This is a genomic window from Streptomyces sp. CA-181903, assembly GCF_050937075.1.
GTDB lineage: Bacteria > Actinomycetota > Actinomycetes > Streptomycetales > Streptomycetaceae > Streptomyces.
On record NZ_JBNJLY010000001.1, the window covers coordinates 2,292,465 to 2,312,646 of the forward strand.

32 protein-coding genes are annotated in these 20,182 nt (G+C 70.8%); 7 read left to right on the forward strand and 25 right to left on the reverse strand.

From position 1 onward, the window contains the following. The first annotated feature begins 263 nt into the window (after positions 1-263). The 3 genes from ACQEVS_RS10075 to ACQEVS_RS10085 all read left to right on the forward strand — a co-directional run bounded on the left by ACQEVS_RS10075 (position 264) and on the right by ACQEVS_RS10085 (position 1,781). Entirely contained in the window at positions 264-665 is a 402-nt protein-coding gene (locus tag ACQEVS_RS10075; RefSeq protein ID WP_433018217.1) for a hypothetical protein, read from the forward strand. Between the two features lie 213 nt (positions 666-878). Beyond that, the gene (locus tag ACQEVS_RS10080; RefSeq protein ID WP_433018220.1) at positions 879-1,151 is read left to right on the forward strand and encodes a hypothetical protein; all 273 of its coding nucleotides are present in this window, start codon (positions 879-881) and stop codon (positions 1,149-1,151) included. A gap of 216 nt (positions 1,152-1,367) precedes the next feature. Then, positions 1,368-1,781, forward strand: coding sequence for a hypothetical protein (locus tag ACQEVS_RS10085; RefSeq protein ID WP_433018223.1), 414 nt, complete (start codon positions 1,368-1,370; stop codon positions 1,779-1,781). A gap of 84 nt (positions 1,782-1,865) precedes the next feature. Here the strand turns inward: ACQEVS_RS10085 and ACQEVS_RS10090 are convergent, their stop codons facing one another. Next, positions 1,866-2,144, reverse strand: a complete 279-nt coding sequence (locus ACQEVS_RS10090) for a hypothetical protein (RefSeq protein ID WP_433018226.1) — start codon at positions 2,142-2,144, stop codon at positions 1,866-1,868. Positions 2,145-2,221: 77 nt separating this feature from the next. Here ACQEVS_RS10090 and ACQEVS_RS10095 point away from each other — a divergent pair, with 77 nt between their 5' ends. Next, complete coding sequence (locus tag ACQEVS_RS10095) at positions 2,222-2,509, forward strand: hypothetical protein (protein ID WP_433018229.1); 288 nt, start codon at positions 2,222-2,224, stop codon at positions 2,507-2,509. Between the two features lies 1 nt (position 2,510). Here ACQEVS_RS10095 and ACQEVS_RS10100 read toward each other — a convergent pair whose 3' ends face one another. The 8 genes from ACQEVS_RS10100 to ACQEVS_RS10135 all read right to left on the reverse strand — a co-directional run bounded on the left by ACQEVS_RS10100 (position 2,511) and on the right by ACQEVS_RS10135 (position 8,164). Next, positions 2,511-2,753, reverse strand: coding sequence for a hypothetical protein (locus ACQEVS_RS10100; RefSeq protein WP_433018232.1), 243 nt, complete (start codon positions 2,751-2,753; stop codon positions 2,511-2,513). A 309-nt stretch (positions 2,754-3,062) separates the two neighbouring features. Beyond that, on the reverse strand, positions 3,063-4,856 hold the full coding sequence (locus ACQEVS_RS10105) for a hypothetical protein (RefSeq protein WP_433018235.1): 1,794 nt from the start codon (positions 4,854-4,856) through the stop codon (positions 3,063-3,065). A gap of 271 nt (positions 4,857-5,127) precedes the next feature. Further along, complete coding sequence (locus ACQEVS_RS10110; protein WP_433018238.1) at positions 5,128-5,349, reverse strand: hypothetical protein; 222 nt, start codon at positions 5,347-5,349, stop codon at positions 5,128-5,130. 74 nt (positions 5,350-5,423) lie between these two features. Then, positions 5,424-5,663 carry a hypothetical protein gene (locus ACQEVS_RS10115; protein WP_433018241.1) on the reverse strand — a complete coding sequence of 80 codons (240 nt, stop codon included), beginning with the start codon at positions 5,661-5,663 and terminating at the stop codon, positions 5,424-5,426. 335 nt (positions 5,664-5,998) lie between these two features. After that, positions 5,999-6,607 (reverse strand): hypothetical protein, encoded by a 609-nt coding sequence (locus ACQEVS_RS10120; protein WP_433018244.1) that lies wholly within the window; start codon positions 6,605-6,607, stop codon positions 5,999-6,001. 289 nt (positions 6,608-6,896) lie between these two features. After that, positions 6,897-7,193, reverse strand: a complete 297-nt coding sequence (locus ACQEVS_RS10125) for a hypothetical protein (protein WP_433018247.1) — start codon at positions 7,191-7,193, stop codon at positions 6,897-6,899. Further along, positions 7,190-7,543 carry an HNH endonuclease gene (locus ACQEVS_RS10130; RefSeq protein ID WP_433018250.1) on the reverse strand — a complete coding sequence of 118 codons (354 nt, stop codon included), beginning with the start codon at positions 7,541-7,543 and terminating at the stop codon, positions 7,190-7,192. Before ACQEVS_RS10130 ends, ACQEVS_RS10125 begins: the two co-directional genes overlap by 4 nt. Before the next feature lie 135 nt (positions 7,544-7,678). Further along, a complete protein-coding gene (locus ACQEVS_RS10135; protein ID WP_433018253.1) occupies positions 7,679-8,164 on the reverse strand; it encodes a hypothetical protein in 486 nt (161 codons plus the stop codon). A gap of 236 nt (positions 8,165-8,400) precedes the next feature. On the opposite strand from ACQEVS_RS10135, the gene ACQEVS_RS10140 reads away from it, so the two are divergent. Beyond that, positions 8,401-9,024 carry a hypothetical protein gene (locus ACQEVS_RS10140; RefSeq protein ID WP_433018256.1) on the forward strand — a complete coding sequence of 208 codons (624 nt, stop codon included), beginning with the start codon at positions 8,401-8,403 and terminating at the stop codon, positions 9,022-9,024. Here ACQEVS_RS10140 and ACQEVS_RS10145 read toward each other — a convergent pair. The 3 genes from ACQEVS_RS10145 to ACQEVS_RS10155 form a co-directional block, all read right to left on the reverse strand. After that, positions 9,021-9,422: a hypothetical protein gene (locus tag ACQEVS_RS10145; RefSeq protein ID WP_433018259.1), complete on the reverse strand. Its 402-nt coding sequence runs from the start codon at positions 9,420-9,422 to the stop codon at positions 9,021-9,023. The two genes, ACQEVS_RS10140 and ACQEVS_RS10145, sit on opposite strands and share 4 nt — an antisense overlap. Before the next feature lie 68 nt (positions 9,423-9,490). Beyond that, on the reverse strand, positions 9,491-9,862 hold the full coding sequence (locus tag ACQEVS_RS10150) for a hypothetical protein (protein ID WP_433018262.1): 372 nt from the start codon (positions 9,860-9,862) through the stop codon (positions 9,491-9,493). A gap of 83 nt (positions 9,863-9,945) precedes the next feature. Next, positions 9,946-10,272, reverse strand: a complete 327-nt coding sequence (locus ACQEVS_RS10155; protein ID WP_433018265.1) for a hypothetical protein — start codon at positions 10,270-10,272, stop codon at positions 9,946-9,948. A gap of 207 nt (positions 10,273-10,479) precedes the next feature. On the opposite strand from ACQEVS_RS10155, the gene ACQEVS_RS10160 reads away from it, so the two are divergent. Both ACQEVS_RS10160 and ACQEVS_RS10165 read left to right on the forward strand, forming a co-directional pair. Further along, on the forward strand, positions 10,480-10,848 hold the full coding sequence (locus ACQEVS_RS10160) for a hypothetical protein (protein ID WP_433018268.1): 369 nt from the start codon (positions 10,480-10,482) through the stop codon (positions 10,846-10,848). A 61-nt stretch (positions 10,849-10,909) separates the two neighbouring features. Next, on the forward strand, positions 10,910-11,236 hold the full coding sequence (locus ACQEVS_RS10165; protein WP_433018271.1) for a DUF6087 family protein: 327 nt from the start codon (positions 10,910-10,912) through the stop codon (positions 11,234-11,236). Between the two features lie 375 nt (positions 11,237-11,611). Here ACQEVS_RS10165 and ACQEVS_RS10170 read toward each other — a convergent pair whose 3' ends face one another. The 13 genes from ACQEVS_RS10170 to ACQEVS_RS10230 form a co-directional block, all read right to left on the reverse strand. Continuing rightward, entirely contained in the window at positions 11,612-11,785 is a 174-nt protein-coding gene (locus ACQEVS_RS10170) for a hypothetical protein (protein ID WP_433018274.1), read from the reverse strand. Positions 11,786-12,053: 268 nt separating this feature from the next. Then, entirely contained in the window at positions 12,054-13,379 is a 1,326-nt protein-coding gene (locus ACQEVS_RS10175) for a DNA cytosine methyltransferase (RefSeq protein WP_433018277.1), read from the reverse strand. 345 nt (positions 13,380-13,724) lie between these two features. Beyond that, positions 13,725-14,309 carry a hypothetical protein gene (locus tag ACQEVS_RS10180; protein WP_433018280.1) on the reverse strand — a complete coding sequence of 195 codons (585 nt, stop codon included), beginning with the start codon at positions 14,307-14,309 and terminating at the stop codon, positions 13,725-13,727. 62 nt (positions 14,310-14,371) lie between these two features. After that, a complete protein-coding gene (locus tag ACQEVS_RS10185) occupies positions 14,372-15,220 on the reverse strand; it encodes a hypothetical protein (protein ID WP_433018283.1) in 849 nt (282 codons plus the stop codon). 95 nt (positions 15,221-15,315) lie between these two features. Next, positions 15,316-16,074, reverse strand: a complete 759-nt coding sequence (locus ACQEVS_RS10190; protein ID WP_433018286.1) for a hypothetical protein — start codon at positions 16,072-16,074, stop codon at positions 15,316-15,318. A gap of 92 nt (positions 16,075-16,166) precedes the next feature. Further along, positions 16,167-16,637 carry a hypothetical protein gene (locus tag ACQEVS_RS10195; protein WP_433018289.1) on the reverse strand — a complete coding sequence of 157 codons (471 nt, stop codon included), beginning with the start codon at positions 16,635-16,637 and terminating at the stop codon, positions 16,167-16,169. Positions 16,638-16,720: 83 nt separating this feature from the next. Further along, a complete protein-coding gene (locus tag ACQEVS_RS10200; RefSeq protein ID WP_433018292.1) occupies positions 16,721-16,921 on the reverse strand; it encodes a hypothetical protein in 201 nt (66 codons plus the stop codon). Positions 16,922-17,243: 322 nt separating this feature from the next. Next, positions 17,244-17,771, reverse strand: coding sequence for a hypothetical protein (locus ACQEVS_RS10205; protein WP_433018295.1), 528 nt, complete (start codon positions 17,769-17,771; stop codon positions 17,244-17,246). Positions 17,772-17,828: 57 nt separating this feature from the next. Continuing rightward, a complete protein-coding gene (locus ACQEVS_RS10210) occupies positions 17,829-18,062 on the reverse strand; it encodes a hypothetical protein (RefSeq protein WP_433018298.1) in 234 nt (77 codons plus the stop codon). 58 nt (positions 18,063-18,120) lie between these two features. Further along, a complete protein-coding gene (locus ACQEVS_RS10215; protein WP_433018301.1) occupies positions 18,121-18,504 on the reverse strand; it encodes a hypothetical protein in 384 nt (127 codons plus the stop codon). A gap of 192 nt (positions 18,505-18,696) precedes the next feature. Continuing rightward, complete coding sequence (locus ACQEVS_RS10220; protein ID WP_433018304.1) at positions 18,697-18,918, reverse strand: hypothetical protein; 222 nt, start codon at positions 18,916-18,918, stop codon at positions 18,697-18,699. Continuing rightward, entirely contained in the window at positions 18,915-19,556 is a 642-nt protein-coding gene (locus ACQEVS_RS10225; protein ID WP_433018307.1) for a hypothetical protein, read from the reverse strand. The genes ACQEVS_RS10220 and ACQEVS_RS10225 overlap by 4 nt, the downstream gene beginning before the upstream one ends. Before the next feature lie 102 nt (positions 19,557-19,658). Further along, positions 19,659-19,949 carry a hypothetical protein gene (locus tag ACQEVS_RS10230; protein WP_433018309.1) on the reverse strand — a complete coding sequence of 97 codons (291 nt, stop codon included), beginning with the start codon at positions 19,947-19,949 and terminating at the stop codon, positions 19,659-19,661. Between the last annotated feature and the right edge of the window lie 233 nt (positions 19,950-20,182).

Here is a 20,182-nt window from a genome sequence, read left to right on the forward strand (position 1 = left end):
ACCGCCTTGGACTCGGAGCCGGTCTACATACGCCTCCAGCCCAAAGCTGCCGAAGCCCTGGCGCTCGCCGCCGGGCTCCCGCTCTTCCCTCCCCCGCAGGCCGACACCGTCGTGACGGTCCGCAGCGAGGTCCCGTGCCCGGCCTGTGGCGACGGCCGGATCTCTCGGTCCTGGCGCACGGAGCGCCGCGCGCTCGTTGCCGGGGCCGGGTGTCGGCGGCGGCACGTTTTCGTGATGGCGCCGCCACGGATCGAGGGCGGGGCATGACCGCTCTGGCCGTGGAGATATCGACCGCGCCGTGGGCTGGACGCGCCATCGTGCGGGCGGCAGGCGGACTGACACTGCACGTGGCCGTCGAAGGCGCGCAGGTGCCCGCCGCCGCGATGTTCACCGTGCCCGTGGAGTGCCGACCGGACGCCGAGTCCGCGCCGGGCGTACGGCCCTGGTCCGGACCGGTCGACGAGGGGCGGCTGTGCGTGCCGTGCCTGCAGGCGCTGCGAAACGGGCCCGGGTTGGGAACGGCCCGGGTGCTGCCTGCGGGCGCGGCCCCGGCCTCTCCGCCCCCGGCGCCAGAGCCGGACGGGAAGGGGCGACGGCTGCTGGCCGAGCTCGGCGGGCGGCCGCTTCGGTGGTCGAAATGGGGCGAAACGCCACATGTCTCGTGACTCGTCGACGCGCCGTTCGCGCGGAGGCCCCGTACTGCACGTGATGGCCGACGATCCTCAAGGTCACCCCGTCGGCGAGGGTCAGCCCGCTACGCTGGTTCGTCGCCTCCCGCTGCCCGTACTGCAAGGAGGCGCGTGTTCACCAGCAGGCAGGAACGCCGGCGCGCAGCCGGTCACCCGCTTCAATCTCGAGTCCTCGAAGGGAGGCCGCACGTGAGCGCCACCACCGAACCGTCCGCGAAGCTGCTGGGGGAGGTAGCCCTGATCGCCTGCGGCCGCCGAAAGGGCAAGATCAGGTCGTGCCCATCGTGCGAGAGCAAGGCACCGACCCTGCTGAACATCGCCCGCACCGGCGCCATCGACGCCCTCGCAGCCGCCATATGCGGCGGCACCAAGGCCGCCTGCCGAGACTGCCACGACAAGGCCCAGATCATCCTTGACGAGACGGCGGAACGGTGCGCGGCCTGCGGAGAGGCCGGTCCGTAGCCGGGGCGGGACCTGTTCTCCCGGAGGGCCCATTGCTGCCTCGGCGGAATCGGCCCCCTCCGGACGGCGTCCCGCAGGTTCACTGCCGATGCACCGCGTGCGGGAACCCGACGGCGCCGGCTCCCGCGGTGAGCGCGCGACGGTAGGGGCCCGGGGTCTCCACAGTGCCGGGACCTGCCTCTTTCGGCAGGACCCGCGACACAGGAGGACTTCCCCATGACCCAGTGGACCCCGAAGCTGACGAACGTGAAGGGCACGGACGGCACGGTCGGCTCCGGCCACTACGTTGAGAGCGGCGGCGTGGTGACGTTCACCGCGCAGATCGTCGCGAAGAAGGAGACGAACGCGGCCTCGTCCGGCGGCTTCGGCCTGACGCTGCCGCGGCCCGCAGCGACGGGCGTCCGCTACGTCTTCAACCTCAGCCTTGACGGCCGGGACGCCGACCACGGCGTGTGGACGGGCGAGGCTCAGATGTACGCCGGCTCCGACGGCTCGCAGCTCGACCGCCTTCGCGTGACCAGTCCGTCGAACGGCGCGCAGGTGCTGAACATCCAGCACCTGTACGGCGACGTCGAGGGCGCGAAGGAGGCGGAGATCATCACGGTGACCGGCTCGTACCCGGTCGCCTGATCGGTCCGTTGAAGGGCCGCCGTGGACCTCGTGTCCGGCGGCCCTTCGGCGTTCTCCGGACGGGTGTCAGGGCCGCCGAGGGGTTCAGGACGCGCGCTCGTCCGCGTCACACAGCGGGCAGGCCACCTTGCCCTCGTCGAGGTCCACGCACACGACGCAGCCCTGCTCCCCTTCCCCCGCCTGCGGCAAGCCGTCCAGGTCGGTCCCGCACAGTGCCCGGTCCGGATCGCAGCAGTAGCGGTGGCTGATCGCGACGCCGGGCGGCGTCGCTGCCGTGGGAGTCGGCGCCGGGACCGTGCCGCGGACGCGCGCCACGACGGTTCGGGTGGCCTGCTCAAGAGCGGCGAGGAACGGATCCGTCATGGGTTCGGAGGGTACCGTGCCGGGCCCTGCCGCAAACGCCCTTTCCGGCGGGGCCGCCCCGCCTTCATACTGGCGCGATGACGGAACAACCGCAGATCATGTCGGCGGAGCAGGCCGGTGCTCTGGTGGGCGGCGCGCTCGCCGACGACGGGCTCGACCTTGCTGTGCCCCTCGCGCTGTCGTTGGCGCTTCGTGAGGGTTTGCCCAACAGGGTGCTCAGTGGACTGTCGCGCGGGGACTACCACCCGGCGGTCGACGGTGTTCCGGGAAGCTTGACCTATCGGGACGGCGACCAGGTCCGTGTCGTCGCGCTCTCACCTCAGTCGGAGCTCCTTCTCTCCGGGTACCTGTCGGCCTCGGCCTGATCTATCGCGGGTTCCGGGGCCACAGGTCGGGGTCATTCGACGGGTAGCGCGCGCCCGGCTCGAACGGCGGCTCCGTCGAATACTCCAGCTCGCCTTCCAGGTACTGGTCCAGGCCCGCCGGCTCGCAGTCACACGAGTTGCCGTTGTGCGGCCAGCACGACGGCTCCGTGGGCGGCTCCGCCTGCTCCAGCCGGTGCAGGCCGTACTCGGTTTCGTCCTCGTCTCCGGGTCCTTCAGTCACCATGGACTTCCCCTCTGCTTGTCGCTCCGGCGGCGCTCTCCGGCCGCGGAGGCGCCCCAAAGGAGTGTGCCTTGCCGGTACTCACCGTGTACGGCTAACGCCCTACGGGCTTCTCCTCCGCCCTACAAGCTGGGCAGACGGGCTGGGCCTGGTGGCCGTACCGGACGGTGAGACCGCGGCAGCGCACGCACGGCCCGACCTGCCGTGGCTCGCATCGCAGAACCACCGCGGCGGACGCCCGGTCCATCGTGGGATCCAGGCGTCTCGGATAGTCGCTCGTGCTTTCGAAGCTGCTCACGGCGCAGGTGCCTTTCAGTTGAGGAGGCCGCGGCGGCGCGGCTTGTGCAGGGGTTCCGGCTCGTACACCGCTAGGAGAACGGCTTCGGCCCGGTCCGGCGACTTCATGCCGCGCGCCTTCATGGCTTTCTTCGGCTCGATCTGGGTGTAGCCGCTGGTCGTCGAGAGCAGTCGCGGGGTGGAGAGCTGGGCGGCGGCCTTCTTGTCGACGTGAAGGCGCAGCCGACCCCGGCCGGAGGACGGATCCGGCTGGAGGAGGCTCCGGGTCGCCAACCACATCTCGTCCCTCTTGCGCCACGGCCTCATCACGGCGCCGGGGTCATCCTGGCTCGGGGACTCCGAGACCATGACGCCGACGATCTGCGCGCGGTGTCGGCCGGTCTCCGCCCACCGTTCCAGCATGGACACGACGCCGTGGCCGATGCCGTTCTGGTCGACCTTGACGCGTACGGGATGGGGCGAGTTCAGTGCATCGGCAAGGCGCTGCGCGGCATGGATCTCGTCGAGGACCACTTCGGCGACGGACACCTGGTTGTCGTTCGCTGCGCCGGCGGAGGCGTGCCGGAACTCGATGGCTTCACCGACACAGCGGTAGACGGTGAACTCGTCGCCGCCGTCCGCGGCCACATCCACGCCGAGGCGGATCCAGGCGCCTTCCCGGACGGTGTGCTGCGCGGTCTCGCCTTCCAGGCCGAGGTCGCAGAGCCGGTGCCAGCCATCGCCGGTGGGGTCCTCGTGCGATGTGGCGGCCTCGACCCAGCTCGGCGGGATGACGATGCCGCCACCGCCCTTGGGGAACCGGGCGTACACCTTGGCGATCACGTACGGGTGGTCTTCGCCGTAGGAACGGATGGTGCGGTCCACCCAGTCCTGGTCGGGCATGTGGTCGGCGAGGGAGTGCCGGCCGACGCCTTCGGGGCAGTCGGTGCAGTACGGGGCGCGTTCGCCGGTGATCGCCGGGGAGTCGAGCGAGGAGATCGGGATGGTGACGGTGGTCGGCTCGCTCGGGTCGTCGCCCTCGAGGCACAGTTCCTCGAACCAGCTCGCCGGGTCGTCCATCGCCGGGTTGCCGATGGCGAGCATCGCCGCATGCCCGCCGGTGAGCAGGTTGTTGGTGCCGTGGCCGATCATCGGGGCGATACCGCCCGCTTCGTCGACGATGAGCAGCAGATGGGGCATGTGGATGCCCTGCATCGCGGCCTCGTCGTTGGCGGGCGCGGAGAATCCGTAGGCGACCACGACGTCCTGGCCGTACGGGTCGGGCATCTTGTACTGGACGGTGTCGCAGTACCCCGGAAGGCCGGCGCGCGGGACGACCTTGCGGATGTGCGGCCAGAGCTGCCGCTGGACCTGCCGGAAGCGCGTCGCCGTGGTAATGGCCAAGGCGGTGCCGACCGGGTACACGTTGGTGAACCACACGGCAGCGCGCGCGGCGAGGTGGGTCTTGCCGACACCGAACCCTGCCGGGACCGCGACTCTCTTGTGATCGACGATCGCGTCGAGGACGGCGCGCTGCTTGGACCACAGGCTCTCGCCGAGGACGTCCTCGACGAACCCGGACGGCGAGTCCCGCCAGAGGCCGTACAGAGAGCCCGTCGCGCGCTCGACCTCCGTCATGACGACGGCCCGCTCGCGGGCGGTGAGGCGGTGCTTGAAGGCGTTGCGGCGCTCGGTGGGCGGCAGGCGCAGGAGGATGTCGGCAACGTTGGCGGCGTCTCGGGAAACGACGCCGGACCTCGCCTGCTGCAGCGTGGACGCCGAGGGAGCCACGCGCGTGCGTGTCGGCTGCTCAGGCTGCGTGCGGGACATGAAGCGGACGGTGCCGCTCGGCCCGGGTTTGTGTCGCGGTCTGGCCGGGTGCCCATGCCCTGACGTCCCGGCCAGACCGCGGAATTCCGGCGCGCTGTGACTCGTTCGCGCCCCTGCGCGCTGCGCGCCGGAAGTCTGGCTCAAGGCCCGCGCGACCGGGGGGGGTGATCGCGCGGGCCTCAGCACTCAGTAGTACGTCGGGATCGTCGATCCTGTTACACCCGGTCCAACGCCCCCTGCTGCGATCGGTGGCGCGCCGCCGGGGCTACCACTATGCCGGGTCGTTGTACAGGGTGACACCCGCCAGCCCCGGGGCCTGGGCCGTGAGCTTCAAAGGGCCCTTCACGAGCATTTGCGGGGTCTCGAAGTCGTCCCTGTCGATGACGAGGGTGGCCGGGAGCGTGACCGTGCCCCGCTGTGGGTCTTCGAGGACCAGTTCGCACTGCACGCCTTGGCCGCCGGGCTGCCACTCCGCCTTGATTGTCACCATCATGCCGGGACCCTAGTGCGTGGCTCGGGCGAGTCCCAGAGGGCGTATCGGGCTTCCCGTGTGCCGCGGACCGGCGGTCATCCGGGTGTCGGTACCTCGTCGGCGGTGGGCAGGCGGTTGCCCAGGACGGTCACGAGCACCGCGTGTTCCTCGGTCGCGCGGCGCACCGCTTCCTGAATGATCACGGCCTCTGTGACGGCGACGGCCCGCTCCTCGGGAGCAAGCCGGTACCAGGGCGTGAGCTGTGCGCCGCCGGCGGCGAGGACCTCGCGGCGGGTCTCGTAGTAGTGGCGGGCCAGGGGGACGGTGTCGGGCATGGTCGTCATGCTGGAGGGAACGTCGCCTCTGCCGATTCTGTGACAGCGGTGCCGTCCGCTTGGAGTACGCCGCGGAACTGGTCTCGTCGAAGGGGCTGGTTGCTGACCTCCGGATGCCGACGGTGCCTGAGCGAAGCGAAGGCACCGTAACTACTTGATGGTCTTGCTTGATGTTCTTACTAAAGGCGCCTGATCTGCCGGGACCCGGTTGACCGAGACCCGGACCACCGGGAGCCGGTTACACCGGCGCCGGATTTTCAGGCCCCGGGTCACCGGAGACTGAAAACCCGGCCCCGGTGACGCTGCGGGGCCGGGCTGGAAAAGGGGGGCGCGGATCAGCGCTGGCGACGCCTGGCCGCCTCGTTCTTCACGTCCCGCACGTACTTCGCGGTGGTGTTCCCCAGCTCGGCGATGCGCTCCGTGGACCAGTCGTACGGGTCCTCGGTGAGCGTGAGCGCAGCCTCCCGCAGGAACGGCATGGCGGCCTTCCGGCGGGCGGTGGCGACGGACACGATGGCGGCGAGGGCCGGCAGCCGGTCGGCGGCGTCGTCGCGTTCCACGCGCGGCACACCGGCCGCCTCTGCCGCCGCAGCGCGCTCTTCGGCGCTCATCTTCAGGCCGAGGTCGCCACCCTCGTTGATCGGCAGATTCCTGTCGCCGCGCAGGGCAAGGCGCCGCATCTGGTTGTAGGCGCTGTGGGTGACGCCGAGGACTCCGTCCAGGCCGCGGACGCCGTCGTAGAACCACAGCGACATCGCCGCGTCGTTCCGGTCCTCGACGTGCGCGGCGATCTCAAGGTCGGCCTGCTGCACGATCTCGCAGGCCCGCTTGAACCGGTCGTCGGGGCGGGCGATCATGCCCAACTCCTCCTTGACCTGGCTCGTGGCCTCCGCGCGCAGCGCCTTGTGGTCGGGGACGGTGAGGTTGTGGTGCACAGCGGGCATGGCTGGCCTCCGTGTGGACGGGCACCCGGGGGGCGCCGGCGAAGGCTGGGGCAACCCCATGCCGAACGACGCCTAAATAGTACAGCCGAGGTCGCAGAACCTCACGTCAGTCGACGCGCACCCCGCCTGAGCAGGGCAAACCCAAATCGGCCGCACACGATCACCGCCCCATCAACGTCCGTACACCTATCTGGATCGCGGGCGGTCGGTGCGCTGGTGAAGGCGATCCGGCCAACCGCCGTGCCCGGCACGGCGCCGCGGCGCAGAACGCCGAGCCCGCTCAGCCTCTTCACAGCCACCACAGCAGCCGCCGCAGGCCACGACGAGGGCGGAGCAGGGGCGGGAACTCCTCGCTCTCCTTCGCCCACGGGTCGCCCTTCCGCGCCTTGTACGCGGCCCGGGAGTACAAGGGGAACACGGCCCAGGTATGGCGGCCGACCGTGACGGCGGGCCCGCAGGCGCCGTACGGTCGCTCGTTGCGCCCGTAGGTGTAGCCGATCGCGAACCAGGTGCCGGGCTTCGTGGTGGTCCAGGTGGCGGCTGTCCACCGGCCGAAGTCGACGAACCGCGCGGTTCCCCTCTTCACCGGGCCATCCCTACGACCGCGGTGCGCACACCGTCCGGGGTCAGCCGGTACTCCCGCCCGTCGGCGTAACGAACCTCGACCTTGTCGGGGAGCTGCGGGCGCCGCACCTTCCACCCGGCCTCGTACGACGGTTTCGGGTGGTCCTCGAACCAGCCGTTGCACACCTCGCAGGCCAGCAGCAGGTTGTGCGCCTGGTTGATCCACGCCTCGCGCGCGCCGCCCATGCCGCGGTTGACCCGATGGTGGATCGTCAGCCGGTGCAGGGAGCCGCAGCGCACGCAGCGCCCGCCATCGCGCTGGTAAACGAGGTCGCGGACTGTGTCCGTGGGGCCGGTGCGCCGTCGGGCCACGATCGGTCTCCGTCCTGCCCGGCCGCCGGGCCGCGGGGGCGGCCGCGGGGTGCGGCGGGGCGAGCGACGGGAGGGTGGACCGAGGCGGGGCCTTACGTCGCGCTCTCCGTCGGCCGCCGCCCGGCAGCGGCCCGGTCAGTGCGGGGCCGCGCTGACGTCGTGCTCGTCGAAGGCACGCTGCAGGGCGTCGAGGACAGCCACGGCGTCCGGGATGGTGACGAAGGACAGGACGACGCGGCCGTGCCCGAGCGTGCCGAGGGTGAACTCGTACTGCGCAGCCGTCCCCTCGCACTCGTAGACGTAGGTGCCGGGCGGCGCCTCGCACAGGGGCCCGTCGGCGTCGTCGAGGTACGGGAGCTGGATCTCGTCGACAGCGTCCGCGATCACGGCGTTGGGCATCTGGTCGAACTCGACGTTGGCGCGGCCCTCGTCGTCGACGCAGACCCTGCCGGCGCCGAGCCCGGTCTCCTCGTACTCCAGGCGGAGGTCGTCGCAGCCGACGTGGCGCGGGCACTCGCGAAGGTGTGGGAAGGCGATCTTGAGCGCGGTGACGGCCGCGGCCTGCGTCTCGTCCCAGTGCTGCTCCCACGCGCTGATGGCCTGAAGGACGGCGGGCTGCAATGCGGTGCTCCGTTCGGTGGCCAGGCCGCGGCCGCGATCGGGCGGCCGACTCCGCCCGGCAGGGGTAGGTGACAGGCACCATCCGGCCTTCGGGGGCTTAGCGTCGCGGTGACCTGCCTGGCCTCGGCGCCATGGCAACGGAGACCTGGCGCACCGATCGGTGGCCCCTACGCGTCCGCCGTCGGAAGCAGAGGAAGCACTGACGCCGCGGCGGAGGGCCCCGTAAGTTGGCGGTCATGGCTGACATGAGGGATCTGTGGTGGGCGGCGGGGCGGATGGCGTTCGACGTCTCGGAGAAGGACGGGACGTTGAACCGTCGGTGGAGTGAGGCCCTGCGCCGGTCGGCAACGCTTCTGGAGCCCGTCTGGCCCAAGGGCGACAGCAGTGGCGTTTTCACCTTTGCCCTGCCCACCGTCGCCCTGGTCCTGTACTCGCGGCCGATTCGCGAGCATCCGGAGGACGTGCTGATCGGGGACATCATCGAATGGCTCGACCAGCGGCTCAAGGGGGGCGAGGACGCGCTGGCGGCTGTGGGCTTGCCGTCGGAGGAGTTCTTTGCAGCGCTGGAGCACAACGAACGCCTCAGGAAGGACCAACCGTCTTTGGCAGACGTCATCCGGGACCGGATGGTGGAATTCGGCCACGACCTCGACGACGACTCACCCCTGTCCGTCCTGTTTTACCAACTGGCGGGGCGCCGCCCACGGGTAAGCGAAACCGCCGGTGGATTTGAGCTGCCCTCATCGGAACAATCGCCCGGCGGGCCACTGTTGAGCGCGGCGGCGGGTTGGGCTTTTCTCGCCTTCAACCAGCATTACCTGGGCAGTGATTGGGAAGCGGTACAGCGCTACCGCCGCTAGGCGGCTTGACCGAGGCGGCGCAGGTCGTAGTCGGCGCTCACCGCCGCGTGGTCCGACAACTCCCTATCCACCGTCTGCTTGTGCACCTGGTAGTCGACCTGTGCGGCCGCCATGTCAGGGCTCTGCAAGATGAGGTCCTGGCGTCGGGGCACATCTCCTTCACCGAATGCGGCTGTCGCGACCGTTTCCTTGTGGACGGGCACGCTGGCGTCTACGAAGCCGGCGCGGGCGAGCAATTCCACCGCCTCGCGATCGGATACCGCCTCGCGGCCTGGAGAGCGAAGATGCCCGTTGAGCAGGTGGGGCGGAAGGCGATCCCAGTCTGGCTCGGGGTACCCGAGCCCGATCGAATTGATGTCGCCGACGACCAGGGACCGCCGTCCGGGCGCGGCCAGCACTTCCAGCGGGGCGACCTCGCGTGCCCGAGAGCGCGGGTCGAAGGGGTCGAGGTGGAGATTGCGCAGCTCTACCGGCCCCCGACACCGGGTAGGAGCACCTGGGCCCAACCCATCACATGGTGATAGCGATCCCGCTCCGCTCCCTGCGCGACGACCTGAACGCGGCTGCTGAGCATGATGACGCTGTGGAAGCGATGCATGCCGGTCGTCGCGTTGGCGTAGGCGAGGAACGCGGAGCCCATTCCGAGAGCGTTGGCGGTCTCGTACATCCACCTGTTGCCGAGCAGGTCCCAGAAGGTGCACTCCTGCAAGGCCAGAACGTCAGGGTGCATTCCTTTGAGGAATTCCACCTGCCCTTCCCAGCGTTTCCCGGCGCCGAGTCCAAAGTCGTCGTGCCCGCCGAAGAACGTGTTGAACGTGACGACCCTGATGACGGTCATGGCCTTCCACCCCTCCCAGTCCTGCGGAAGTCTGCCAGCCGCGGCAGGCGGGAGGGGGCGGAACGCGGAAAGTTGCTCGGCCGTCAACCGCGCGCGAGGAAAAGCTCATCCCCTGCGGTCTCGTCCGTGTCGTCAGGAGGCGTGGACGGCTGCGCGGCGTCCTCGCTGGGGCTGTCGTCCTCTCTCCCGTCCTGGCACTCCAGGTCGTACAACGGGCAACTCGGCTGCGGCGAAGGGCCGCTCGTCGGCTCGCCGGTGGGCGTCCGCGCGACCGGCGAGTGCGGCGGCTTGGAGTCGGGAGCGGTGCCGCCGCCGAAGACCGCGATGGATGCGATCACAGCGCCCACGATGACGAGAACGGCGGCTCCAACGAAGCCGACGGTGCGCTGAGAGCGCGCGGATACGGTCACTGGGCTTCCTTCCGGAACGGGGAGTCGGAAGGTCGGACAGTGGCCGCCGGACGACTCTTGTGTCACTCGGTGCGCAGCGGCGTTCAGCCGCAACACGCGCTCGCCCCCGTCAAGTGGCCGGAAACGGCTGGGTAATATGCCGCGCGTGAGGCCGCTCCCGGGGCTTTCTCCGCCGACCGTTCGATCATGAAATGCGAGGCACCACCCGTGACTGCGTACGACATAACCCCACCGCCCGGCGGCCCGGACCAGGAGTACGAGGTCACCGTAGGGAAGATCACCCTCTCGCCCCCCGTCGCCCCGGGAGACGCCCGCTACGAAGGGTTCGTCGGCAACGCGCTCGACGCAGACTCCACCTTCTTCGAAGAGGGTGAGCCGCCGCTCCCCGAGTCCTCAGCACCCGTCACCTTGACCTGTCAGCGCCCGTGGGACGACGGCGTGTGCACCTCTTCCCGGCTGCGGGTGCGCGGCACGTGGGACACCCCGGCCGCCATCACCTGCGAGAACGGGCACACGTGGCAGGAATCGGTCGACTTGATGCGATGCGTGATCAGAGCTGTGCATCGGGCGGCGTAGCCAACACGTCGAATTCCGCCACTGTCGGGCACGCGAGCCATCATTGCGCCACGATGCTGCGATGCACGAGGAGTCGTTGGAGGAGTGGGCGCGGCGACGTGAGGCGCGCCGGGCCCGGTCGAAGGGGAAGCTGCGCGCGGTACCGCTGACCTCAGGGCCACACCGCGGCGCGCACGTCGAGCCGGCCGCGCCAAGGGTGATCCAGGAGTGGAGCGGCAGCGAGTGGGTGACGGTGGGCGTCGTGCCGGACCTGGCGGCGGCCCGGACCGTCTTGTACCCGCCGCAGTCGCCCGAGGAGCGTCCGGCCGAGTGGGACCGGCCCGCGATGGGCAAGGGACGGGGCCGTCACCGGAAGTCTTCTGCGGCGGAGCAGCAGCGAGACCAGTGAGCCCCTCGACCTATCGGACCATCGCCAGGTGACGCCCGCGAGCCCCCTCCGGGGCCCACCCGGGCGACGGCGAACCACCCGACTGGCCCCTCCACCACGCGACCCTTGCTGACCAGCCGCTTGCATGCCACGCGAACCGTCGCGAGGGGGCCACGCCCCTCCTTGCCCCGTGCGGGTCGCCCGAGAGCCTCGGTGATGTCCTTGACCGTCAACGGCCGCCCGACACCCACAAGGACCTGCTCCACCTTCGCCATGAGTTCCCCGCGGGGCAACCTTCGCGGCTGATCCCCGCGCCGTCGAGTACGCGCGGCGGGGTTCCGCCGCAGCGATACGCTGCCGGGGAACGGACCGACGGAGGCGTCCTCCGCAGGCTCATCAGCCTGGCAGGTGGGACGGGGCGCCCCTCTCCATCGCGGCTTCGACAACCGCCAGTTCAGCCTCAAGCAGGGCGATGCTGGCCGATGCCCGCTCCAGCTTCCGTGAGTAGAGCTCGATGGCGAGCCGCAACCCGTGCGCCGCCAACGCATCTTCAGCCGCTGTGGGATCCATCAGGCCCTCCCCGTCCCGGTTCGAGCCTGTGGCCCGGAGCATGGACCCTGCTCCGCCCCGTCATTGGGGGCCGCGCACGGCGGTAGGACCGGCGCAAGGAGCAGGGCACGACTCGCGGGGGATGTACCGGGCGTTGGCGTCGAGCCGTCGGCCAGGTGGGCGGGGAGGTGCGGGTGGAGCCGCCCGTACGACGTTCTGCACGACCAGGCGCCCGCTTGCCCGAGCGGGCGCGGCTCGGCCCCTGCCGGGGGGCCGAGCGCACGGAGGGTCAGGCCACCAGGTCGTACTCATCCCACAGGTCTTCGTAGTGGTAGAGCCCGGTGAGGTAGTCGAGCACCTGCGACTCCCAGGCGACACCGTGCAGCAGGGCGAGGACATACGCGGCGACGACGGGGCAGACCACGTCTCCGGCCTGCTGGAACTGGCTGGAGCGGGATCCTTGCCAGGGGTAGGTGGCGCGGAAGGAGACGAGCTTTCCGGCTTCGGCAGGGGTCAGGCGCAGCCCGTCCCGCTCCCGGACCCATGTCCGCGACTTGCCGGTGAGGCACCAGGACGGCTTGTCGGCGGAGAAGCAGTTGCCGCCCTTCGCGCGGCCGGTGGCGGGATCGACGGGCCGGTTGCCTCGGGTGTTGACCCGCTCGCCCTCGGCCCAGCCGAGCGCCTCAGCCATGGTCGTGACGGTCAGGGGCCGAGAGGGCGCAGCGATACCGGCGGCCATGTGCCGGGCGGCGATCATGAAGACGCGCTTTCGGCGGGAGGCAACGCCGAGGTCTGCGGACTCCACGACGGCCCAGGATGTGCGGAACCACTCTGCCCCCAGGAACTCCGTCGAGAGTTCGTCCAGGACGCGCTCGGGCAGGTTGCTGGACTGCTCCATGGCCATCCACTGGATCGGGGCGCCAGCGGCTTGGAGGCCGAGCGGCCAGATGGCGACCTCGGCCATTAGGCCGATGCGCGCGTCGGTGAGTCCGTCGAGCATGGCGCGGACCTCGTTCCAGGTGTGGCCGGAGCGGGGGGCGAAGCCGACGTCATTGCCGTTCCCGTCGCACAGCGGGCACTCGTCGTCGAAGTCACCGTGCAGTTCGTCGCAGCTCAGTTCGGAGAGACTGATGAGCCCGGCGGCCTGGCCGACGAACGCGATGGTCTCGCAGAGGATGTCCAGGTTGGCCTTCAGCAGCCCGGCGCGCTTTCCTGCCGTAGAGAAGCTGGGGCATGGGGGACTGATGATGACGCCGCGCGTGCAGCGCAGTGCCGGGTGCTCGGGGTCGAGCCGCGTGATGTCGGCGCAGATGCGGACGTGCCCGGCGGCGCGGGCGGTCGCGCACGCGTCCTTGTCCATGTCGACGCCGACGACGTCGAAGCGGGTCATGCCCAGGACCGTCTTCAGTCCCTCTCCCCAGCCGCCCGGACCGGCGCACAGCTCGACGACGCGTTCCGGCTCGCCCTCTTCCCAGGGGAGGAGCCAGCGGCCGGGCCACGGCGCGGCGATCTCGTCGAGTTCGGTTATGAGGTGGGCGGGGATCGGAGCGCCGGAGGCTTTGTAGGACAGGGCGGTGGTGATGACGCTTTGCTGGGCTGCGGTCAGCTCGCTCACGTGCGCGGTCTCTTTCGCTTCGGGTCTTGCTGGCGGTTGCTCTCCACCAACACCGAAATAGTACAGCACGCGTCATCGAATGCTTATCTCCGCACCTCAGCCCACGCGCACGACAGGTGCCCAGCTATTCGGCTAGCCCCCGATGGTGGTGTCCCGACCCGCCGGGAACACCGCTGTCCAGCGTGAGGCCAGTCACCCCGGACAGGCAGCCCCAAGCCGCGGGGGCGCCCCCTCGATGTGAGGGGGCGCCCCCGCGCAGTCCCGAGATCCCGTGGGCAAGGCGCTACGCCCGGCGGAGCCGGCGCAGCGCCTTCGGCACTTCAGCGAACCCGGCCCGGCCGCCGGTCAGCCGTCGTCTTCGCCCGAGACCAGATCGACAACGAGCTGCGCACCATCGTCCGGGCGCAGCAGCTCGGCGAGCGTGCCGAGTGCCCCCGACAGCGGCGCGTCGTCCAGGTCGACGATCTCGTTCGGGTCGTCCTGCCCTGCCGCGTAGAGCTCCACGTCCCGATCGCTGAAGTCGGAGTGGCCCATGCACAGCTTCGAGTCCCTGGCCGCGAGAACGGCGGTCACGTACTGGCGACCGTCGCCCGGCACGAGGGCCCGGATCCGGCGGGCGACCGCGCGCCGCAAAGCGGCTTCCTCGGACGCTGCGGCTGTCTCCCGAAGTTCGCTGAGCATCGTGAGGCTGAGGCTGTCCAGGAGCCGCCGCAACCCCCGCGCGCGCTCCCGCCCGGCGGTCGACGAGGGGGACAACTCCCGGAACTCGCGGTCGTCCTCCACCAGGTTGGCCGCGAGGAGCTGTCCGTCGTTGCGCAGCATCTCGGCCAGCTCGGTGCAGGTCTGCCGCCGCACGACGCGGCCGTACGCCTCGGCGTAGGCGCTGATGAGCAACGGCAGGGTCTCGTCGGAAAGGGCGTTCTCAGGCATGGGCGTGTCTCCAGTTCGAGCGGTGCGCCCGGTCGGTGGGCCGGGCGCACCGTGGGGGTGGGTCAGGGGGCGAGGACAGCGGCGAGGTGGACCAGATGGTCGATGCCGACGCCGTGCAGCTCAGCGGTCACGGGGGTGGTGTCGCGGACACGGGCGGTCGGGTCGGCGGGCGGGCAGACGTAGCCGAACGGCCCCGTGGCCGCGCCGAAGGTGAGTTCGCCTTCGTCGAGTTGGTCGACGGGGATGAACTGCACGAGGTGCGCGGCCACTCGACGGATCAGAGCGGTGCGCACACCATCCAGCGGGAACCGAGGCGCCACGGCAGGGGGTTCGGGGAGGAACAGCGGCAGTACCCGTTCGACGGCGGCGACCGGCCCGGTGACGGACAAGTCGCACGCGGGGTTCGCGCCGAAGAGGGTCACGGCGTACCGCACTCCCCGGCTGCTCCACTGCACGAGGTCGATGGTCGGGTAGCGACCGGTGCGGTTGACCGTCGCCGCGCCATGGGCGCGCACCGCGCTTCCGATCAGGTTCAGGTGCCGCAGCCGGGCGCGCCGGGCCTCAGCAGGCCGGTCGGCGTAGGAGAGGGCGGCGGCGTCGTCCAGGCGCGGCAGGACGAGGCGCAGGATCTCGCGGGCCACGGGCCCCGGTGCCGTCTGGTCGGGGCGGAGGTCCGGCTCATACGGCTCGCGGTCGTCGAGCTGCCACGCAATCTCGGTGCACTCGGGGTGCTCGGCGAGGATGAGCGCGCCGGGCCGCCCGGCCTGGGTGAGGCGCGCGGCAGGGCGGGTGGTCCACCAGGCCGCGTACGGGGTGACCTTCCAGGCGTTGCCGTCGCGGTGCGGCAGTCGCTCGGCGACGCGGTGGGCGATTGCCGGCGCGGCGGTCGCGGGGGCGGTGGCAGTGGCCATCAGGTGGTTCCTTCGGGTCTTCCGGCGTTGCTCTCGCCGGGGAGTGGACCGGCAGGGGGCGGCTTGCGTCGCCCCCTGCCGGAGCGGGGGTCGGGCTACTGCTGGAAGTCGTGGAGGTCCAGGCACGCGGTGACACCGGGCGCGGTGCAGCCGGGCGGGCACAGCCCCGGCTCCAGGCGGTTGAGGTACGCGCGGACACCGAGGGCGCCCTCGGTCGTGGCCTGTACGACGCCGTAGTCCGACAGCAACCGGTAGTCGACGCGGAGCACCTTGCCCGAGCGGGCCCCGACGACGATGCGCCCCTTCGGCCCGTGCGGGCCGCGCCCGGCGAAGTGCAGCAGGTGCGTGGTCTTTCCGGTCTCCCAGGACAGGACGAGTCCCTTGGCGACGGCCAAGTCCACGATGCTGTGCGTGTACGTGGACAGCCCGTACGGGGCGATCGGCTTCGGTGCGGCGAAGGTGTTCAGCTCCACGTTCTCGCCGTCCAGCGTGAGGGTCAGCGTGTTGTGCCCGTCGCGCCGGGCCCGGATCAGGTCGGAGTGCAGGCAGGCGCCGGTCTCGGGTTCGTACAGCGGGAACGCGCCGATGAGACGGGAGTCGCCGCCGAGGATGCCTGCGGCGTCGTCTTCGCCCGGTCCGTGTCCCTCGGCGAACGCGTCGCGCGGTGCGCCCTTGTGGGTGGAGTTCCCCGTGAGGTAGGTGCCGCTACTGTCCCGGACCCACCACAAGGCGGCGTGGACGGTCTCTCCGCTCTCGCGTTGGTCGGCGGTGGCGTGCAGCGTGTGACGCGGGGAGCGCGCCGCGTGCATGGCGATGGCCAGTACCTCGTTGAGGGCGAACTTCACGGTGATCATTGGGGGGTGCCTTTCGTTTCGGGGCTGTGCCCGGTTGCTCTCCGGGCGGGTGGGGGTGGGGCGCGCCGAGAGGCGGCGCGCCCCTCGGGTGGCTAGAGCCAGGAGCGGACGACGCGCGGGCTGTCCGCGTAGCACTCGGCGACGACCGTGTAGAAGGTCGCGTCCGGGTCGTCGAGGAGGGTGAGCGCCGCGTTCACGACGAGGTTGTCCAGGTCGGGGGCGGGGCCCATGTGCTCGGCGGCCAGATCGACGCCGTCGTTGACCGCCTTCGAGACTCTCTTGTGGGTGTACTGCGGCGCCTGGTCACCGGCTGTTTCGGACGGCGGCTGAAGGTGCCGGTCCTTCACCCGGGCCCACGACGCGCTCGGCTCGTCGAGCAGCGTCATGACGGCGGTGACCGCGAGCGCGAACCGGTCGGCGGGCAGGGGGGTGCGTGCCTCGTCGGCGGCCAGAGTCGTGCCGTCGTCGATGGCGGCGAGAACCTGGGCGCGGGAGTACAGCTCGGCCGATGCGGGGTCGGCAACGGGAGCGGGCGCGTCGGCGGTGCAGTCAAGGGTGGTCACGGGAGATCCCTTTCGGTTTGGGTCTGGCGGCCCGGTTGCTCTCCGGGCCGTGCCCCGCCGTTGACCGGGCGGGGCTTGGGAGTTCAGTTAGCGGTGTGCAGGGCGCGCAGCATGTCGGCCACCTGAGCGGCGAGCGTCTCCAGTCCCTGGGCGGAGCAGGCACCGGGCAGGTAGGCGCGGCTTTCGTCGACGAGGTTCGCCGACACGTACAGGTCGCCGTCCTCGTCGACACCGACGAGGTAGTGCTTGCCGGTCTCGTGCTCGATGTGGGCACCGACCCCCAAGGGAGAGACTCCGCGTGCCAGTCCGTGCCGAGGAGTTGGATGGCGGCGCGGCCGATGTCGCTGACGCTGAACGGGTACTCGGTGCCCGGGGCGGGGTTGTAGCGGCCGTGGTCGTCGTAGGGGGCCTGCTCGAACGCCTCCATCGCTTGGTACGTCGTGCGGCGGGGGAAGGCGGCGTAGGCGCCCCACGCTGCGCGGGCGGTGGGGGTGAGCGGGGTGATGTCCGTGGTCACGCGGGGTCCTTCGGTGTCTGGCCGGTGGGTCTTCGCCGGCGAAGCCGGGGGCGCCCGTCTGGCGCGCCCCGGGGCAGGTGGAGGGAGCGTTAGCGGGCGGGCGGCTGGTTGGAGGGGCGGGCGTCTTCGGCGGCCACGACCTCAGCCAGGTGGGCCAGGGCCCTCTGGTAGGCGAGAGCGCTGGGCAACCACGCGTCGGTGGCCGCCTCGGTGGTCGCCCTGTCGAGCCAGTAGTGCATCCGCTCCAGGCAGTGCCGCAGGTCGCTGTCGTGCTGAGCGAGGTCGGATGCGACCGGGTCGAGAGCGGGGGGCATCGGCAGGGCGCAGCCGCTGAGCGGGGCCGTGATGTAGTCGGTGAAGTTCACGGGGAACTGGGTGTCGCGGTGTTGAGCGACGAGTGCGCGGGCTTCGGTGAGCGCCTGCTCCGCCTCGGCGAAGGGGGCGTTGGTGGCGCCGGTGTACTGCTCGAAGGCGGTGGCTGCGGCGTCCAAGTGGGTCGCGATAGAACGGAGCACGGCCTTGGTGCGCGGCGAAACGTACCGTATGCGGGCGGTCTCGGCGATGATGCGGGCACGCACGGCGGCGGCCTGGGGCGGAGTAAGGGCGGTGCTGCTCAACTGGGTTCTCCAGGTGTGGGACGGGGCGCGGTGGTGCGCCCCGTGACGGGCATGGGGTCAGATGTGCTGGCAGCGCGGTATCGCGGTACGGCCGATGACGGCCACCCGTTCGGTGCGGCTGTAGCGGAGGGCGGCGGTGCGACCCACGACCCGGACGGTCAAGCGCGGCGCTTTCGGCGGGTTCTCGACGTTGCAGACGACCACGACGACGCCGGGGACGAGTTGGAGGAGATCACCGGGCATGAGGCTGCGGGCGTAGGGGCGGCGGGGGCGCTGGGGCATGGTGTCCATGAGGGGTGTCCTTTGGGGGCCGGGGCGCAGGGTGGGCCCCGGCTGGTGGTTGCGTCCGTTAGGCGGCGGTGAGGGCGGCGCGGATGACCTTGTACTCCGCCTTGCGCGGCTTGTAGTCCGCGACGATCCGGGTGACCTGCTCGGCGGTGTAGCGGTAGACGGTCACCGCGCGGCGGGCGCGGCCGTTGAGGGTGCGGCGGATGCGGGCGGCTTGGCCGCGCACGCCTGCCTTACGGGCCTGAGTGCGCAGGGCGGTAGCGGCGCCCTCGACGACGCTGAGCGGGGCGCCGGTGGCGATGATGTGGGTGGTGAGGGAGCGGGGGCCGGTGCGCACCCGGCGGGCGGAGCGGGTGATGGCTCGGCGGGCGCGGGAGGCGGCGCGGTTGGAGCGGATGCGGTCGCGGAGGACGGCGGCGGCGCGGCGGGAGTCGGCGGAAGCCATGTCGGGCCTTTCGGTTTGGGTCTGTGTCGGCGGTTGCTCTCCGCCAACAAGGTAAATAGTACAGCACGCGTCACGCGGGGTCTAGTTCGAGACCCGACACCTAGGCAGATAAGGGTGCTCGACCTGCAACAATGCCGCTGATCCGAATCCGGATCAGCCCCGCCCATTGACGCAAACTTAGCTAACAGTCGCCTAGAACAAGGCGTCGCGCTGCGGCGGCTCGGCCTTCCCCCGGCGGTGCGGCACGGCCCGGCGGGTGGATGGCTCGTCGCCGAACAAGGCGGCGGTGCCGTACCGGTCCGGGACTGCCGGCACACGGACCCCGCTCCGCACCAAAGCCTCCTCCACCAGGGCCAGCGGCGCGGAAGGGTCGAAATCGGCGCGCCGCATCTGCCTCCAGTCGCGGCCCGTCACCGGTCCTCCCCCTCTCCACAGAAGAGGTCGACCACGGTTTCGCGTCCGCTCTCGTCCGTCACCTCGAACTGAGGCGGCCAGGAGTCGGCGTCGGCGTACCCCTTGAGCTGCCGGTACGCGAGAAGCGCCGCGTCCCGCACGCTGGACGCCTCGAAGTCGGCGCGCCAGGTCACGTGGTAGGTGCGCGTCGGCAGCTCGGCTACAGCCTCCTCGGCGCGTTTCACGGCACCGGCGGGGATCACGGCAACGGGCTGGTTGCGGAGCATGATCGCGCAGGGTTCGTCATCGTCGGAGGGGGCGAGGCACAGGAACCGCCAGTCGACGTCCGCAACGCGGTCATGCCCGCCGAGGGTCCACGCCTCAAGATCCTCGCATTCCTCACACCACTCGCACGGGCATGCGGTGATGGTGTGCGGGGCGGCCGAGAACGGCACGGGCACATGCCCGGACCGGCGCACGCCCGTTCCGTCAGGGAACTCGTAGACCACGAGGTCACCGGCCTTCACCTCGTGAGCGCGGACGGCCACGGCGTCATCGAGGCTGAGCCCGCAGGGCAGGGGCGACGGGAAGTCGGTCCCGGTCGGCCGGTCGGGAAGGGGGAGGACGGCGGAGCCGTCAGCGAGGGTCAAGAAGCGCATGACAGGAGACCTTCCGGAGTTGGGTTCGAGGTTCAGGAGGCCGAGGGGCGGCCCAGCCGCACAGAGGGCGGGCTATCGGCCGGGCGGCGGCAGCGACGCTGCTCACTCGCCGGAGATGGGGCGGGGGCCGCAGACGTGGTTGCCCATGGTGTGGCAGTCCCACCCGGACTCGTCCTCGTCGACGTAGCCGTCCCGGTTGTCGTCGCCTACCGCGTCGACACGGTCGTCCGGGGAACCGTCGTTGTACACGGTGATGACCCCCGTGTCGCCGACGGGCCCGTCGGCGCCGTTCCCGCCGGCGAAGAGGGCGACCCCGAGGGCAACGGCGGACAGTCCCGCCGCACAGGCGGCAGCAGGGCGACGAAGTCGAGTACGAACGCGCAGCTTGCGCATAGGGAAGTCCCTTTCCGGACGGGTCTGTTGACTCGGTTGCTCTCCGAGCCGGTGATGCGATGCGTACGCTACCCGCCACATCACAGAAAGTACAGCTCACGTCATTAATGCGGTGAGCGCCGCCCACACAAGCCGCTCCGCCTGGCCTGACGGGTTCGACTTCCCAAATGGATGACCAGTGCTGTACTATTCAGGTGTTGGCGGGACACCCCGCCTGACAGCCCGGAGAGCAA